Origin of the sequence: Streptomyces sp. 378 (assembly GCF_030124145.1) — a bacterium.
GTDB lineage: Bacteria > Actinomycetota > Actinomycetes > Streptomycetales > Streptomycetaceae > Streptomyces.
In genome coordinates this window covers 291,669-307,245 of sequence record NZ_JASKMS010000007.1, presented here as the reverse complement: position 1 = coordinate 307,245, position 15,577 = coordinate 291,669, and the positions used below count along the sequence as shown (strand labels likewise).

General features: G+C 73.7%; 10 protein-coding genes. 7 read left to right on the top strand and 3 right to left on the bottom strand.

The features are described 5' to 3' along the window. Positions 1-178: 178 nt before the first annotated feature. From QNO09_RS13335 to QNO09_RS13310, 6 genes are all read left to right on the top strand, one after another. Positions 179-3,208: a MinD/ParA family ATP-binding protein gene (locus QNO09_RS13335; RefSeq protein WP_502962291.1), complete on the top strand. Its 3,030-nt coding sequence runs from the start codon at positions 179-181 to the stop codon at positions 3,206-3,208. Positions 3,209-3,504: 296 nt separating this feature from the next. Continuing rightward, positions 3,505-5,358, top strand: coding sequence for an ABC transporter substrate-binding protein (locus tag QNO09_RS13330; RefSeq protein WP_283970344.1), 1,854 nt, complete (start codon positions 3,505-3,507; stop codon positions 5,356-5,358). Between the two features lie 18 nt (positions 5,359-5,376). After that, a complete protein-coding gene (locus tag QNO09_RS13325) occupies positions 5,377-6,426 on the top strand; it encodes an ABC transporter permease (RefSeq protein ID WP_283970343.1) in 1,050 nt (349 codons plus the stop codon). After that, positions 6,423-7,337, top strand: coding sequence for an ABC transporter permease (locus QNO09_RS13320; protein ID WP_283970342.1), 915 nt, complete (start codon positions 6,423-6,425; stop codon positions 7,335-7,337). The genes QNO09_RS13325 and QNO09_RS13320 overlap by 4 nt, the downstream gene beginning before the upstream one ends. Further along, the gene (locus QNO09_RS13315) at positions 7,334-8,446 is read left to right on the top strand and encodes an ABC transporter ATP-binding protein (RefSeq protein WP_283970341.1); all 1,113 of its coding nucleotides are present in this window, start codon (positions 7,334-7,336) and stop codon (positions 8,444-8,446) included. The genes QNO09_RS13320 and QNO09_RS13315 overlap by 4 nt, the downstream gene beginning before the upstream one ends. Further along, positions 8,443-9,444 carry an oligopeptide/dipeptide ABC transporter ATP-binding protein gene (locus QNO09_RS13310; RefSeq protein WP_283970340.1) on the top strand — a complete coding sequence of 334 codons (1,002 nt, stop codon included), beginning with the start codon at positions 8,443-8,445 and terminating at the stop codon, positions 9,442-9,444. Before QNO09_RS13315 ends, QNO09_RS13310 begins: the two co-directional genes overlap by 4 nt. A gap of 36 nt (positions 9,445-9,480) precedes the next feature. Here QNO09_RS13310 and QNO09_RS13305 read toward each other — a convergent pair whose 3' ends face one another. Then, complete coding sequence (locus QNO09_RS13305; protein WP_283970339.1) at positions 9,481-10,191, bottom strand: NAD(P)-dependent oxidoreductase; 711 nt, start codon at positions 10,189-10,191, stop codon at positions 9,481-9,483. Between the two features lie 108 nt (positions 10,192-10,299). Between QNO09_RS13305 and QNO09_RS13300 the strand changes: the two genes are divergently transcribed. After that, positions 10,300-10,974 carry a TetR/AcrR family transcriptional regulator gene (locus QNO09_RS13300; protein WP_283970338.1) on the top strand — a complete coding sequence of 225 codons (675 nt, stop codon included), beginning with the start codon at positions 10,300-10,302 and terminating at the stop codon, positions 10,972-10,974. A 34-nt stretch (positions 10,975-11,008) separates the two neighbouring features. On the opposite strand, the gene QNO09_RS13295 is transcribed toward QNO09_RS13300, so the two are convergent. Continuing rightward, a complete protein-coding gene (locus QNO09_RS13295; protein WP_283970337.1) occupies positions 11,009-11,965 on the bottom strand; it encodes a bifunctional riboflavin kinase/FAD synthetase in 957 nt (318 codons plus the stop codon). 169 nt (positions 11,966-12,134) lie between these two features. Next, positions 12,135-15,575, bottom strand: a complete 3,441-nt coding sequence (locus QNO09_RS13290; protein ID WP_283970336.1) for a trypsin-like peptidase domain-containing protein — start codon at positions 15,573-15,575, stop codon at positions 12,135-12,137. Positions 15,576-15,577: the final 2 nt, after the last annotated feature.

Here is a 15,577-nt window from a genome sequence, read left to right as displayed (position 1 = left end):
GAGCGGGTACCAGGCGCAGTGGACGCCGCAGGCCCCGGACGCTCCCGAAGCTCCGGCGACTCCCCCTGCCACTCCTCCTGCCGCCCCTGAGGCCCCGACCGCGCCCGACGTTTCGGCTGATCCGGTCGCCGACGACGCCGAGGAGCCGGGCGCCGGTGACCTCGAGAGTGGCGCGACCATGCGCTTCTCCGCCGTGGCCCTGCAGCGGGACATCGAGGAGCGTGCAGCGGCGCAGGCGGTTTCCACGGCCGACGCCCCCGAGGTGCCGGGCGTAGTTGGCGACGGTGACACCGAGAGCAAGGACGCCGACGGGGCCGACAGCGGTACCCGTACCGATGAGGCGGAGGACGACACCTCCGACACGGTCTCGGAGTACGCGCTGGACGCGGACGCGTTCGCCGACGTGCCGCCGGCCGAGGAGTCCGAGTCGGCCAGCACGCGGTCGGAAGCCGAGGACGTGGCATCCGGTCTCCCCGAGCCGCAGGTCGCAGCGTCCGAGGACACCCCGTCCGAAGAAGCCGATGTCCAGGACTCCGCGCCCGACGACACCGGGGCGGAGGGCACCGGGTCCGAGGAGGCCGACCCTGAGGACGCTCGGCCGAAGGCAGACGAGCCCCTGGACGCCGTACCGGCCGAAGCCGAGCACCAGCCCCGGCCCCAGCCCCAGCCCCAGGAGAGCGAGGACGCGGGCGCGGCTACTGCGGAGCCTGTCGACTCGCAGGCTTCCGGCGCTCCTCTCGCGGACGCCGAGCCTGTGAGCGCCGAGCCCGCCGACGCGGTGCCCTCCGACGCCCAGCCCTCGGATGCCGAGCCCGTCGACAGCGTTCCCCAGGACAGCGTTCACGAGGATGCCGCCGGACCGGGGACGGGCGACGCCCAGCCGGCCTGGGCTCCCCCGGCCCCGCAGGGCGTGCCGCCGCTGCCGCCGTCGTACCAGCCGGCCGCCCCGGCGCCCGCGAGCCACTGGCCCGCACAGCCGCAGCAACAGCCGCAGGCCCAGCCCGCGGCCCCGAGCGTGCCCGCGCAGCCGATGGCGGCGCAGGGGCAGCAGCAGCCGGTGCCGCCGGAGCCGCCGGTACCGGCTCAGCAGCCGCCCTTCCAGCCGCAGGCGCCGCAGCCCGCGCCTGCCGCGTGGAACCAGCCGCCCGCCCAGCCCGCACCGCAGCCCGCTTACGGCTTCCCGCACCCGGGAGCCCAGCCCCCGGCCGCGCCGAACGCCCAGGGCGGCTACGGCTTCCCCCACCCCGGCGCCCCTGCACAGGCGGCACAGCCCCCGGCACCGGCCCAGCAGCCGGACGGCCCGCCCCTGCCTCCCCCGCAGGGCGGCTACGGCTTCCCGGAACAGAGCGTCCCGGCCCCGGCAGCACAGCAGCAGCCCCCGGCCCAGCAGCCCGCCGGACCGACGCCGACCCCGCAGGACGGCTACGGCTTCCCGCAGCCGGGCACGCCCCACGCCCAGGGCGGTTACGGCTTCCCCCAGCCGCCCGGCCAGCAGCCCCAGGCCCAGCCGCAGCCCGGGGCCCAGCCTCCGCATGCCGGGCAGCATGAGCAGCAGCCGGGGCAGCCGGCCCATCCGGGTCAGCCCGGGCAGCCGTACCCCGGACAGTCCCAGCAGCCCGTGGACCCCCGTACCGGTGCCGCCTGGCCGCAGCCGATGCGACACGACCAGCGGCAGCCCACCAACCCCGGGGCCGCGCCGCTCGGCTACACCGCCGCCGTGGAGCTGTCGTCCGACCGGCTGCTCAACAGCAAGAAGCAGAAGGCGAAGAGCAGCCGTCCGGTGGCCGGTGGTGGTCGATTCAAGATCGGCGGGAAGAAGGAGGAGGCCGAGCGGCAGCGGAAGCTGGACCTGATCCGCACGCCGGTGCTGTCCTGCTACCGGATCGCCGTGATCAGCCTCAAGGGCGGCGTCGGCAAGACGACCACGACCACCGCGCTCGGCTCCACGCTGGCCACCGAGCGGCAGGACAAGATCCTCGCGATCGACGCCAACCCGGACGCGGGCACCCTCGGGCGCCGGGTGCGGCGGGAGACCGGGGCCACCATCCGTGATCTCGTCCAGGCGATCCCGTACCTCAACTCGTACATGGACATCCGGCGGTTCACCTCGCAGGCCTCCTCGGGTCTGGAGATCATCGCCAACGACGTCGACCCGGCCGTGTCCACGACCTTCAACGACGAGGACTACCGGCGCGCGATCGACGTGCTGGGCAAGCAGTACCCGGTGATCCTCACCGACTCCGGTACCGGTCTGCTCTACAGTGCCATGCGCGGTGTGCTCGACCTGGCCGACCAGCTCATCATCATCTCGACGCCGTCCGTGGACGGTGCGAGCAGTGCCAGCACCACCCTGGACTGGCTGTCCGCGCACGGGTACGCCGACCTCGTCTCGCGGTCCATCACCGTCATCTCCGGAGTGCGCGAGACCGGCAAGATGATCAAGGTCGAGGACATCGTGACGCACTTCGAGACGCGTTGCCGCGGCGTCATCGTGGTGCCGTTCGACGAGCACCTCGCCGCCGGTGCCGAGGTCGACCTCGACATGATGCGGCCCAAGGTGCGGGAGGCGTACTTCAACCTCGCGGCGATGGTCGCCGAGGACTTCGTCCGGCATCAGCAGTCGCACGGCCTGTGGACCTCCGACGGCAACCCGCCGCCGGTCGCGGCCCCGCCGCTGCCCGGCCATGCCATGCCCGGCCAGCCCTACGCCCAGCCGGGCCAGCAGCCTCCGTACCCCGGGCCCCAGCACCCGGCACCCGGTCAGCAGGTCCCCGGCCAGCCGGGCCCGTACCCGCAGCAGCCGCAGCCCGGTCAGCCGTATGCCCAGCCGGGCCAGCCCTATCCGCAGCAGGGTCAGCCCCCGGCCCAGCCCGGTCAGCCATACCCGCAGCCCGGCCAGCCGTATCCGCAGCCCGGCCAGCCCTATCCGCAGCAGGGTCAGCCCCCGGCCCAGCCCGGTCAGCCGTACCCGCAGCCCGGCCAGCCGCCCTACCCGCAGCCTGGCCAACCGGGACAGCCGGGGCAGCCAGGGCAGCCAGGGCAGCCGGGTCCGCAGCCCGGGCAGCCGGCGGCCCACCCCGGGCAGCCGTATCCCCAGCCCGGTCAGCCCCCGGCCGCTCCCCCGCAGCCGGGCTACGGCTACCCGCAGCCCGGCCACCCGGCCCAGCCCGACGGGCAGACGCCGCCGCCCCCGCCTCCGACGCAGTAATCGCCTCACCCGATCGGCCCCTTTCGAGGGGCCGATCCCCGCCCGGCCCGCGCCGTTCCGACTCGGCGCGGGCCTTGGCGCGTTCAGGGGTGAATTCCGTTGCCACGCCCTGGCCAGGGGCGCGTCAGTGGTCTCGACCAATGGGTGCGAAAAGCTCGCCAATTCGTTATTTCCGCAGGCCACAAGGGGTGAACACGCCGTTGACGGGTGGAGACGGCCGCTGGTACACACACAGCACGCATCTGACACCTGATCAACCCGTCCTTCCCGTCCGAGCGATGACGCGAGGTCCGACCATGGGCACGAACGATCAGAAACGCAGCCTCCCGCACGGCCTCCGGCTCGTCGCCCTGGCCGGGGCGGCCGCGCTCACCCTCACCGCCGGCCTCGCGACCCCCCTCGACCCGGCGCCCCAGCGGGCCCGGGCGGCCGACGACGGCAAGAAGGTGCTGACCGTCGCGGTGGCGCAGAGCGTGGACTCGCTCAGCCCGTTCCTCGCGGTCCGGCTGCTCAGCACGAGCATCCACCGGCTCATGTACGAGTACCTGACCAACTACGACCCCAAGGACAACCACGCCATCCCGGGCCTGGCCACCAAGTGGGAGCCCTCGGCGGACAAGCTGACCTGGACCTACACGATCCGCGACAACTCCAAGTGGTCGGACGGGCAGCAGGCCACCGCCGAGGACGCGGCCTGGACGTTCACCAAGATGATGACCGACACCGGCGCGGCCACGGCGAACGGCAGCTACGTCGGGAACTTCCGCAAGGTGAGCGCCCCGAGCCCCACCGAACTGGTCATCGAGCTGAAGAAGCCGCAGGCCACGATGGCCGCGCTGGACGTGCCGATCGTGCCGAAGCACGTGTGGGAGAAGGTCTCGGACTTCTCCCAGTTCAACAACGACAAGAGCTTCCCCGTGGTGGGGAACGGGCCGTTCGTGCTGAGCGGATACAAGGCCGACAGCTATGTCCGGCTCAAGGCCAACAAGGGCTTCTGGCGCGGGGCGCCGAAGTTCGACGAGCTGGTCTTCCGCTACTACAAGGACCAGGACGCGGCCGTGTCGGCGCTGCGCAAGGGCGAGGTGTCCTTCGTCGCCGGGTCCCCGTCCCTGACGCCCGCTCAGGCGGAGTCGTTGAAGGGCGCGGACGACATCCAGGTCAACGACGCCCCCGGCCGCCGCTTCTACGCCCTGGCCACCAACCCGGGTGCGAAGGCGAAGAACGGCGAGAAGTTCGGCGACGGCCACCCGTCCCTGCTGGACCAGCGGGTGCGCAACGCCCTGTTCCGGGCCGTCGACCGAGGGGCCATCATCGACAAGGTGTTCCGGGGCCACGCCGTCGAGGGCGAGGGCTACATCCCGCCGCGTTTCCAGGACTACTTCTGGAAGCCCTCCGCGAGCCAGAAGCTGGCGTACGACCCGGCCGAGGCCGCCCGGCTGCTCGACCGGGCGGGGTACAAGAAGAACGGCGACGGCAAGCGCGTCGGCAAGGACGGCAAGCCGATCACCTACCGCGTGCTGTGCCACGCCACCGACCCCAACGACAAGGCGGTCGGCAAGTACCTCCAGGAGTGGTGGGGCGAGCTCGGCATCGGCGTCCGGCTCAACTGCCTGGACAACGTGACGGACCCCTGGCTGGCCGGCAGGTACGACCTGGCGTTCGACGGCTGGTCGGTCAACCCCGATCCGGACTTCGTGCTGTCCATCCACACCTGCGGCGCGCTCCCGGCGACCCCGAAGGACACGGGCGCGACGGACAACTTCATCTGCGACAAGAAGTACGACGAGCTCTACGCCCGGCAGCTCGCCGAGTACGACCCCGCCAAACGGGCGGACATCGTCAAGCAGATGGAGTCGCGGCTGTACGACCTCGGGTACATGAACGTCATGGCGTATCCGAACGCGGTCGAGGCCTTCCGGACGGACCAGATCAAGTCGATCACGACCATGCCGGCGAAGGCGGGCAACATCTACGGCCAGGACGGCTACTGGAGCTGGTGGTCGGCGGTCCCCGCGGACTCCGGCGGTTCCTCCGACACCGCGTCGTCCACCGGGGTCGTGGTCGGCATCACCGCGGGTGTCGTGGTCCTGGCCGGGCTCGGTGTCCTCGCGGCGATGCGGCGGCGGGCCACCGCCGAGGAACGCGAGTAGGGCGGCGAGCGGCTACTCATGACCGGTGACGCGACCCCCGCGCTGGTCGAGGACAAGCAGCAGACGGCCGCAGGGCCGCGGGTACGCAAGGGCTCCGCGTACCCGCGGTACCTGGCGGGCAAGGTGGCCGGTGCCGCCGTGTCGCTGCTGGCCGTGCTCGTGACCAGCTTCTTCCTCTTCCGGCTGATCCCCGGCGATCCGGTGAAGACCATGACCGGCGGCCGTCAGGTGTCGGCGGAGCAGCTGGCCGCCTATCGGGAGGAGTTCGGGCTCGACCTGCCGTTGTGGCGGCAGTTCACCGACTACTGCGGCAAGGCCCTCACGGGCGACTTCGGCACGTCGTACCAGTTCCGCGCCCCCGTCGTCGACAAGATCACCGAGGCGCTGCCGAACACCCTGCTGCTCACCGGGACCGCGTTCGTCCTCTACACGGCGCTGGGCATCCTCCTCGGCACCCGGTCGGCCTGGCGGCACGGCAAACTCGGCGACCGCGTCAACACGGGCCTCGCACTGACGCTGTACTCCATCCCGTCCTTCTGGCTGGGACTGCTGCTGATCATCGTGCTGTCGGTGGGCATCGGCCCGCTGCCCGGCATGTTCCCGACCGGCGGCATGGAGTCGGGCGGCGAGGAAGGCTTCGCGTACGTCCTCGACGTGGCGCACCATCTGGTGCTGCCGGTGGTGACGCTGGTGGCCGTGGAGTACGGGCAGACGCTGCTGGTCACGCGGTCGGCGCTGCTGGACGAGATGGGCAGCGACTATCTGACGACCGCACGGGCCAAGGGGTTGCGCGACGACCTCGTGCGCCGCCGGCACGCCGTGCCGAACGCGCTGCTGCCGACCGTGACGCTGATCTTCATCAACCTCGGCCGGACGGTGGCGGGCGTGATCCTCGTGGAGACGGTGTTCTCCTGGCCCGGTCTCGGCGGGCTGTTCTACCAGGCGCTGAGTGTGCCCGATCTGCCCCTCGTCCAGGGCCTGTTCTTCGTGTTCGCCGCCGCGGTGATCCTGATGAACACCCTCGCCGACCTGGTCTATCCGCTGCTGGACCCCCGGGTGGCCCGATGACGACGACGACCGATACGGCCCCGAGCCCGCGCGCCCTCGCCCGGCGGCGACGACGGGCGTCCGTCACCCGCTTCTGGCGGCGGTACCGCTCCGAGCGGGCAGGGCTGTACGGCTTGACCGTGCTGTCGCTGTGCGCGCTGCTGGCGCTGTTCGCACCGCTGTTCTTGGGCTCCGACGTGAGCAGCGTGACCACCGCGCCGGGGCGTCCGATGCAGAGCCCGAGCGTCGAGTTCCCCCTCGGCACCGACCAGTTCGGGCGGGACCTGCTGTGCCTGGTGATCTGGGGCTCGCGGGTGTCGCTGCTGGTCGGGCTGCTCGCCGCCGTGCTGTCGGTGTCGATCGGCACCCTGATCGGGGTGACGGCGGGGCACTTCAAGGGCTGGTACGCGACGGTGATGATGCGGATCACCGACTGGTTCCTGGTCATGCCGACGCTGGTGCTGGCGATCGCCCTGGCGACCGTGATGTCCCGCTCGCTGACCACGACGGTCGTCGCGATCGGCGTGACGACCTGGCCGACCACGGCCCGGCTGGTGCGCGCCCAGACCCTCGCCGTGGAGACCCGGCCGTACATCGAGCGGGCGAGGGCGCTCGGCGGCGGCCACCGGCACATCATGTCCCGGCACGTCCTGCCCAACGTGATGCCGCTGGTGCTGGCCCAGACGACGTTGATCATCTCCTCGGCCATCCTCGCCGAGGCGACCCTCGCCTTCCTCGGCCTGGGCGACCCGACGGTCGTGTCGTGGGGCGGGCTGCTCCAGGACGCGCGGGAGGCGGGCGCGGTCAGTGCCGGGGACTGGTGGTACCTGGTGCCGCCGGGCCTCGCCATCGCCGTGGTGGCGCTGGCGTTCACGCTGTGCGGCCGAGCCGTGGAGTCCGTCCTCAACCCCAGGCTGGGGGTGTCGCGTTGAGTCTGCTCGACGTCAGGAACCTGACCGTGACGTACGCCGGCGGGGTGGCCGCCGTGCGCGGGGTGGACCTGCGCCTGGAGGCGGGCCACAAGCTCGGCCTCGCCGGGGAGTCCGGCTGCGGCAAGTCCACGCTGGCGCTGGCCCTGCTGCGGCTGCTGCCGGCGGGCGCCCGGATCACCGGGGAGGTGCTCCTCGACGGCGAGGACGTGCTGACCATGAAGTGGGGCCGGGTCCGGGCGGTCCGCTGGGCCGGGGCCTCCATCGTCTTCCAGGGCGCGATGCACTCCCTGAACGCCGTGCACCGCGTCGGCGACCAGATCGCCGAGCCGATTCTGCTGCACAGGAAGGCCACCGCCGCCGGGGCGAAGAGGAAGACCGGCGAGTTGCTGGAGCAGGTGGGGCTGCCGGCGGCCCGCGCGGACGCCTACCCGCACGAGTTGTCCGGCGGACAGCGCCAGCGCGTCATGATCGCCATGGCGCTGGCCTGCGCCCCCCGGCTGGTCATCGCCGACGAGCCGACCACCGCCCTGGACGTGATGATCCAGGCCCAGATCCTCCGGCTCATCGAGGAGCTGGTCGCGGACCAGGACCTCGGCCTCGTCATGATCAGCCACGACCTGGCGGTCCTCGCCGACACCTGCGACCGGCTCGCGGTGATGTACGCGGGCCGGGTGGTCGAGGAGGGCCCGGCCGCCCAGGTGTACGAGAACGCCCGGCACCCGTACGCCGAGGCGCTCTCCGCCGCGTTCCCGCGCATCGGCGACCCGGCGTCCCGGTTCGCGCCGCGGGGGCTGGCGGGTGACCCACCGGACCCGGCTGCGCTGCCGTCCGGCTGCACGTTCCATCCCCGGTGCCCGGTGGCGCTGGAGTCCTGCGCCGAGGAGGATCCGGCGCTGCGCGCGGCGGGAGAGGAGCGGCGGGCGGCGTGCGTGCTGGTCGGCCCGTCGGGCGCGGCGGCCGTCGAGGCGCGGACGGCGACGGAACCGGAGTCCCGGGAGGCGGTCCGGGATCCGGCGGCCCGGGAGGCTGTCCCGGATCCCGCGGCCCGGGATGAGCGGGCGGCCGAGGAGCCGGAAGCCCTGGAGGAAGCGAGGCCCAGCACGCCATGACCCTCTCCCCCACGGCCCCCGAGGTCACCACGGCCCCGCTGCTGAGCGCCCAGGGCCTGCACGTCACCTTCCCCGGCCGGCACGGCGGCCCCCGGGCCCGCGCGGTGGACGGCGTCGACCTCGACATCCGCCGCGGCGAGATCGTCGCGCTGGTCGGCGAGTCCGGCTGCGGCAAGACGACCCTGGCCCGCAGTCTGCTGGGACTGGTGGAGCCGACGGCGGGCCGGGTCACCTTCGACGGCCGCCCGCTGGACTACTCCGGCCGGTCCCTCAAGGCCTACCGTAAACGCGTCCAGCTGGTCCTGCAGGACCCGAGCGGCTCCCTCAACCCCCGCCACACGGTGTACGACGCGGTCGCCGAGGGCCTGCGCATCCACGGCTACGGCGGCGACGAGCGCACAGCGGTCGCCGAGGCCCTGTCCCGGGCCGGTCTGCGTCCCCCGGAGCGCTTCTTCCTGCGCTACCCGCACGAACTGTCCGGCGGGCAGCGCCAGCGTGTCGTCATCGCCGGCGCGCTCGTCCTGGAACCCGAACTCCTCGTCGCGGACGAACCGGTGGCGTCCCTGGACGCCTCGGTACGCGGTGAGATCCTCGCCCTGCTGCTGCGACTGCGCGCCGAACTGGGCCTGTCCGCGCTGGTCGTCACGCACGATCTGGGCCTGGCGTGGAACATCGCCGACCGGGTCGCTGTGATGTACCTGGGCCGGATCGTGGAGACGGGGCCGGTGGAGCGGGTGCTGACGGCTCCTCGGCACCCCTACACGCAGGCCCTGCTGTCGGTCCTCCCGGAGGCCCCCGGCGCCCCGGTGGTTCTCACGGGGGAGCCCCCGGACCCGTCGCGTGTGCCGCCAGGGTGCCGCTTCCATGCCCGCTGCCAGGTGCTGGCGAGCGGTGAGGCGGAACGGGCGGGTGTCGCGGACGCGTGCCGCGGCCAGGATCCGGAGATCCTCGGCGGCGGCGGCACGGCCCAGGTCGCATGCCACTGGGCGGCGCGCTGAAGCGAAGCCGAGCGCAGTGCCCGGGTGCGTCGCCGGCTAGGCGACGGGCTTCCCGGCGTGGGCGAGGGCGCTGGGGGTTCGGCAGCCGACGATCGCCGGGGCTTCCCGGACGAGCGTGTCGTCCGTGAGCGCTTCCACCATGAACAACGCGAAGTCCACCCGGCGCGTCCGGTTGCTGGCCAGTACCGGGTCGCCGACACGCCGGCTCCACACGGGCAGGCCCTGGCTTTCGCCCTCCTCCAGGCTGCTGCCGCGCACCACGGTCCACCGGGTGTCGCTGGCGAACACCCGTCGGCAGGCCTCGACCTGGTCGTCGATCTCGACGGCGCGGAGGAGCTTGCCCAGCGCGGCGGCGATCCGGACGCCCAGGGTGAACATCCGTGAGTAACTGTCCTTGCCGTCGCGTGTGATGTGCCAGCCGCAGGAGAAGACCAGGCGCGCGCCCGGCTGTGCGTGGTCGAGCACCGCCTGCGCCGTGCCCGACGCGTACTGCCGCACACCCCACGGCACCAGCACCGTGAGCACCCCGTCGCACCCGGCGACCGCCCGCCGGATCACCTCCGGGTCGTCAGTGGGCCCGGGGACGACGGTCATCCGGCCTTCGAACGCGGCCAGCTTCGGCACGCTGCGTTCCCGGCACACCCCGACCACCTCGTAGCCGCGTTCCAGCGCGTGCCCGACCATGTACTGCCCGAGCTTCCCCGAAGCCCCGATGACGCAGACCTTCTTCACGCGATCCGTTCCCATGGCGCAGCCCCTTCGCCGGAATGTCAACCTTATGTTGTAAGGCAAGGTAGCCTTATGCCGTAAGGCGGTCAAGGAGAGCGCACGGGGAAGCGAGCGGGAGGGGTCTGGATGCGCGAGGGAAACAAGGGCCGGCGCGGGGCTTCGGGGCGCACTCCGCTCAGTCGTGAGCGCGTGGTTCGCACGGCCGTGGCCGTGGCGGACGAGAAGGGGGTGGCGGCCCTCACCATGCGGGCCATCGCCGAACCACTGGGCGTCGAGGCGATGTCGCTCTACCACCACGTCGCGGGCCGGGAGGACATCCTGGACGGCATGGTGGACGCGGTGTTCGGCGAGATCGACCTGCCCCCGCGCGACACGGACTGGAAGAGTGCCCTGCGCCACCGCGCGGAGTCCGCCCGCGCCGTCCTCAGGCGCCACCCCTGGGCCGTCGGCCTGATGGACTCCCGTTCCCGGCCCGGCCCGGCGACCCTGCGCCATCACGACGCCGTCATCGGCACGCTGCGCGCCGGAGGGTTCTCCGTCTCCATGGCCGCGCACGCCGTCTCACTGATCGACAGCTACCTGTACGGGTTCGTGCTCCAGGAGCTGAGCCTGCCGTTCCGAGGCGCGGCCGAGCTGGACGAGGTCGCGGGCGCCATCCTGCGCGACATGCCCGCCGACACCTACCCCCACCTCACCGAACTGGCCACCGAACACGTCCTCAAGCCCGGCTACGACTACGCCGACGAGTTCGTCTTCGGCCTCACCCTCGTCCTCGACGCCCTCCACCCGGACGAAGCGTGAGCGCAGCGCGCGCGGGCGGGTCTGCCGGGGATCGCTAGACGGACCGCTCGGCCGCCGCCACCAGCTCCCGGCAGCGCTTGACGTCCTCGGCCATCTGCTCCAGAAGCGCGTCCAGCGTGTCGAACCTGGCCTGCCCCCGCACGAACGCCAGGAAGTCGACCGCGACATGCAACCCGTACAGATCGAGCCCCACCCGGTCGATGGCGTACGCCTCCACCGTGCGCTCGGTCCCCTCGAACTGCGGGTTCGTCCCCACCGAGATCGCGGCCGGCATCACTTCGCCCTGGGCGTGCAGCCAGCCGGCGTACACACCGTCGGCCGGGACGGCCGTGTGCGGCAGGGTCTCGACATTGGCCGTGGGGAAGCCCAGTTCGCGCCCGCGCTGCGCGCCTCGGACGACGACGCCCTCGACCCGGTGCGGACGTCCCAGGATCTCCGCCGCGCCCTGGAGGTCGCCCTCGGCGACCAGCCGTCGCGTCAGCGTGGAGGAGAACGGCTCGCCGCCGCCCGCCTCACCGGTCACGAACAGGTCGACGACATCGACCTCGAAGTCGTAGATCTTGCCCTGCGTGGACAGGAACTCCACGTTCCCGGCGGCCTTGTGGCCGAAGCGGAAGTTGGGGCCCTCGACGACCGCCTTGGCGTGCAGCTTGTCGACCAGGACCTTGACGACGAAGTCGGCCGGGGACAGCTTCGAGAACTCGGTCGTGAAGGGGAGGATGAGCACCGCGTCCACGCCCAGACCGGCCATGAGTTCGGCGCGGCGGTGGTGCGGGGCGAGCAGCGGCGGGTGGCTGCCGGGGCGGACGACCTCGCTGGGGTGCGGGTCGAAGGTGACGACGACGGCGGGCACGCCCAGTTCCCGGGCGCGGTCCACCGCATGCCGGATGATCAGCTGGTGTCCGCGGTGGACTCCGTCGTAGGAGCCGATGGTGACGACGCTGCGCCCCCAGTCCTGGGGGATGTCCTCCAAGCCACGCCAGCGCTGCACTGTGCCTGCTCCTTGTCGAAAGCTCGTCGAACCCGTGTCCGGTCGTTGTCCGTGGTTGCCTCGTGCGCAGGTCTAAGGGTGCCATGCCGGGTGCTTCCTGCCCGCATCGGCATGGGGGCTGTGACAGGGCGCACGGCACCGTACCGCGGCCCGGCGCGCGGGAGGCCGGTCACGCGGGGACGCCGGTGCCCGCCAGGTTCTCGATCATCCGGTGGGAGCTGGGCCCGACCAGCGCCGCCCACCGCTCGGGCGCCTCGGCCAGCCAGCCGGCCGCACGGGCGGCGAAGCCGGGCACGTGCCGGCCCAGGTCGACCAGGGCGCGGTCGAAGCAGGCGGCGCCCTCCGGAGTGCGCACGAGGAGCAGTCCGATGCGGTGGACGAGCTCGCGCAGGTCGTCGCCGCCGTTGCGGGCGGCGGCGTGCAGCAGAGCGTCGAGGACGTCGGTGTCGTGCTCCCCGGTCAGAAGGGCTTCGCGCAGTTCGCGGCGCAGCGGACGCGAGGCGGGGATGCCGGGCGGCGACAGAACGGCGGCGAGGGCGCACCGCAGGCGTACGTCGCCGTCCTCCAGCAGGCCGGTGACCAGCGGCAGGAGCACGGGCCGGGCGGCGGGGCCACGGTCCAGTCGCTGGTCCGCGTACGCGGCCACCTGCCCGGCGAGTTCCGGCCGCTGCCGTGCCGCCCTGCATACCAGTGCGGCGATCCGCCGGGCCAGGCCGGGCGGTGTGGCGTCGACGAGGGCCCGCAGCGCCTCCTCCGCGTCCGGCCGCTCCAGCCGGGCCGCGAAGGCCCCGAGGACCGGCTCGGGGTCGGTCGGGAGAGCCCCGGCGAGCACGTCCGGTGCGAACCGCGGGTCGCCCGCCGCGAAGTACTCCAGGGCCCTCGGGAGGTAGCGCGCCCGGGTGTGGGGGTCCTGGGCGAGGAGGGCGAGCGCGCCACCGTGCAGGGCGCGGTCGGCGGGGCGGGCGAGCAGGGTGAGGGCCGCGTAGCGCAGGAGGGCGCGGTCGTCTCCCGTGCTGACGTGCGGCGCGACCCGCAGTCCGTGCGCCGCCGCGGCGCCCCTGCGCACCTGCCGCTCGTCGCGCGCCCACCGGTCGACGGCCCGGCACACCGCCGACGGCTCCTCCTCGGCCAGCACGGCGAGCAGTTCGTCGGCCCGCCGGTGCGCGCGGTCGACCAGCATGTCCGTCAGGTCGTCCAGGGCGCCGTGGCGGTGGGTGTACAGCAGCGCCTGTGCCGCGGTGGCCACGGTCGCGTGCGGGGTGGCGGGCAGCGGTTGCTCGTCGTCGAACCAGCGGGCGAGCTGCGGTTGCACGGCGGTGGGGTCGGCGACGAGGAGTCCGGCGACGGCGTCCAGGAAACGGGGCCCGGCCTGGCAGGGCGGCCCGTCGGCGTGCACCAGCCGCCGCAGCAGGGCGCAGCGCGCCTCTTCGGGCAGCCCTACGCCGGTCCAGAAGGCGGGGCCGAGCTCCCGCGGCACGGGCCGCTCCTGTCGCCGCCAGGCCACGATCCGATCGGCGAGCAGCCGCAGCACCTCGGTGTACGGCGTCGCGTCGGGCAGGGCCGTAAGCGTCCCGGCGAGCAGCCGGGCGGCCCACCAGGAGCGTGGATCGGCGTCCAGGGCGTGCACCAGGTCGGCCAGGCGGGAGGCCAGCTGACCGGCGCCGCGGTGACGGGCGAGGTACAGCAGGGCCTGGACGACCGGCCCGATGCGATGGTGCGGCACCGTGTCCGGCTGAGCGTCCGCACCGCGGTGGACGAGGACGTGCAGGGCCTCGTCGAGGTCGAGGTGCATGCCCTGGAGCCAGTCGGCCAGCCCCTCGTGCGCGAAGCGGTAGCCGGGCCCGGCGGGCACGAGCAGACCCTCGGCGAGTACGGCCGACGCCCAGCCGGGGCAGCCGCCGAGCCGCGCCGGGGCGGGCCCCCACGGGAACACCGCCTCGAACGCCTCCCGGTCCAGGTCCCCCGGTCCGGGGCCGAGGCTGCGCCGGGCGGCCTCGTGCACCTGTCCGGCCACCTTGGCGGCCAGCCGGCGTACGGCACCGCCGCGCAGGCCGTGGCCGGCTGCCAGCCGCCGGGCGATGCGCAGGGCCATCAGGTCGAGGTAGGCGGAGAAGACGTCGTCCCGGCCGACGGGGGCCGTGAGGACGACCGGAGGGTCGGCGGCGTCGCCGAGCTCGTCCCGGATCTCGGCGAGCAGACGGAGGGTGAGGGGGTGCCGGGCGCCGGTGCCGACGAGGGCGCCCTCGGCGATGCCGTGCCGCAGCCGGGCCTCGCGGGCCTCGTCCTCGGTGAGGTCGCCGAGTCGTACGCACGGTCGACGCAGCGGCTGCGGCATCTCCCCCCAGTACTCCGGGCGGCACGCCACCACCAGCCGCGCCCCGGTCTCCCGCAGCCAGCCCGCGGTCGCGTCCGCCCAGTCGGCCAGGCGGCGAGCCACCGCCGGTGGCATCTCCTCGGGGCCGTCCAGCAGGAGCAGCAGGGGCCGGCCGAGGGAACCGGCGAGGCGGGCCAGGCGCTCGGGCGTGGTGTCCCCCGGGTCGGCCGGGGAGGGCAGAGGGGGCGGGAGCCTCCGGGCGGCGGCGACGGCGGGAGCGGCCCGGGTGAGCGCGCGGCGTACGGCGTCCGCCACCGATGTGTCGTCGTCCCGCAGTTCGCAGCCGCGCAGCCACAGCGTGGGCTGCCCGCTGCGGCCACGGCGCGCGGCGAACGCCGCGAGTTCCGTCGTACGACCGCTGCCGGGTGCTCCGACGAGACCGAGGACGACTGTCCGGCCCGCCGTGAAGGCGTCCAACTCGGCCGCGATGCCCGCCCGTTCGACCGGGTCCGGCACACCGGTCCCGCCGGGCGGACCGTCCAGCCCCACCGAAGTGCCGGTCAGCTCCAGCACCCCGGCCAGGTTGAGATCGGGCCCGTAGGCGGGGACCGTCGCCGCGTTGTCGGCGAGCAGTTCGGCGAGCGGGCCCCCCGCTCCGGGGACCCGGGAGTGCAGGGGTACGGCGAATCCGACGTCGCGGTGGTCGGAGCTGAGCGCGGTGCCGAGGACGGCGACGACGGCGCCCGTCTCGGCGTCGAGCACGGGCCCGCCGGCCGCTCCGCCGCTCGGCCGCAGGGCGTCCCGCCCCGCCGTGCCGACCGCCAGCTCCAGCGCGTGGAGGCGGTGGAAGCGGTCCGTGGCCGTGTACGTCACGGCGGCCGGGCCCAGCACCCGGGCCTCGCGCCAGCCGCCGGCGGCGATCCGCACATAGGCGCCGGTCCCGGGGCGCTCCCGCACGGTGACGGGCAGGGGCGGCACGCCGAGGCCCTCGGTCCGCACGAGGGCCAGGTCCAGCGCGGGCAGCGGGACGACCGCGTCGGCGGCCACGACCCGGCGGCGGTCCCCGGCCCCGTGCAGCACGAGCCGGGGCAGCCCGTCGACGGCCTCGTGGCTGGTGATCAGCGTGCCGTGGTGGTCGGCCAGGAAGCCGGTGCCGCGGGGGCGGCCGGCCGGATCGTGGATACGGACGAGGGCGTCCTCGGGGATCGCCCCCTCCTCGTGCCCCGCTGTTCCGGGGCGGACCAGGGAGCCTTGTGGGCTGTCGTCCGCCTCCCGGGACCGGTTCCGCGACGCCATTC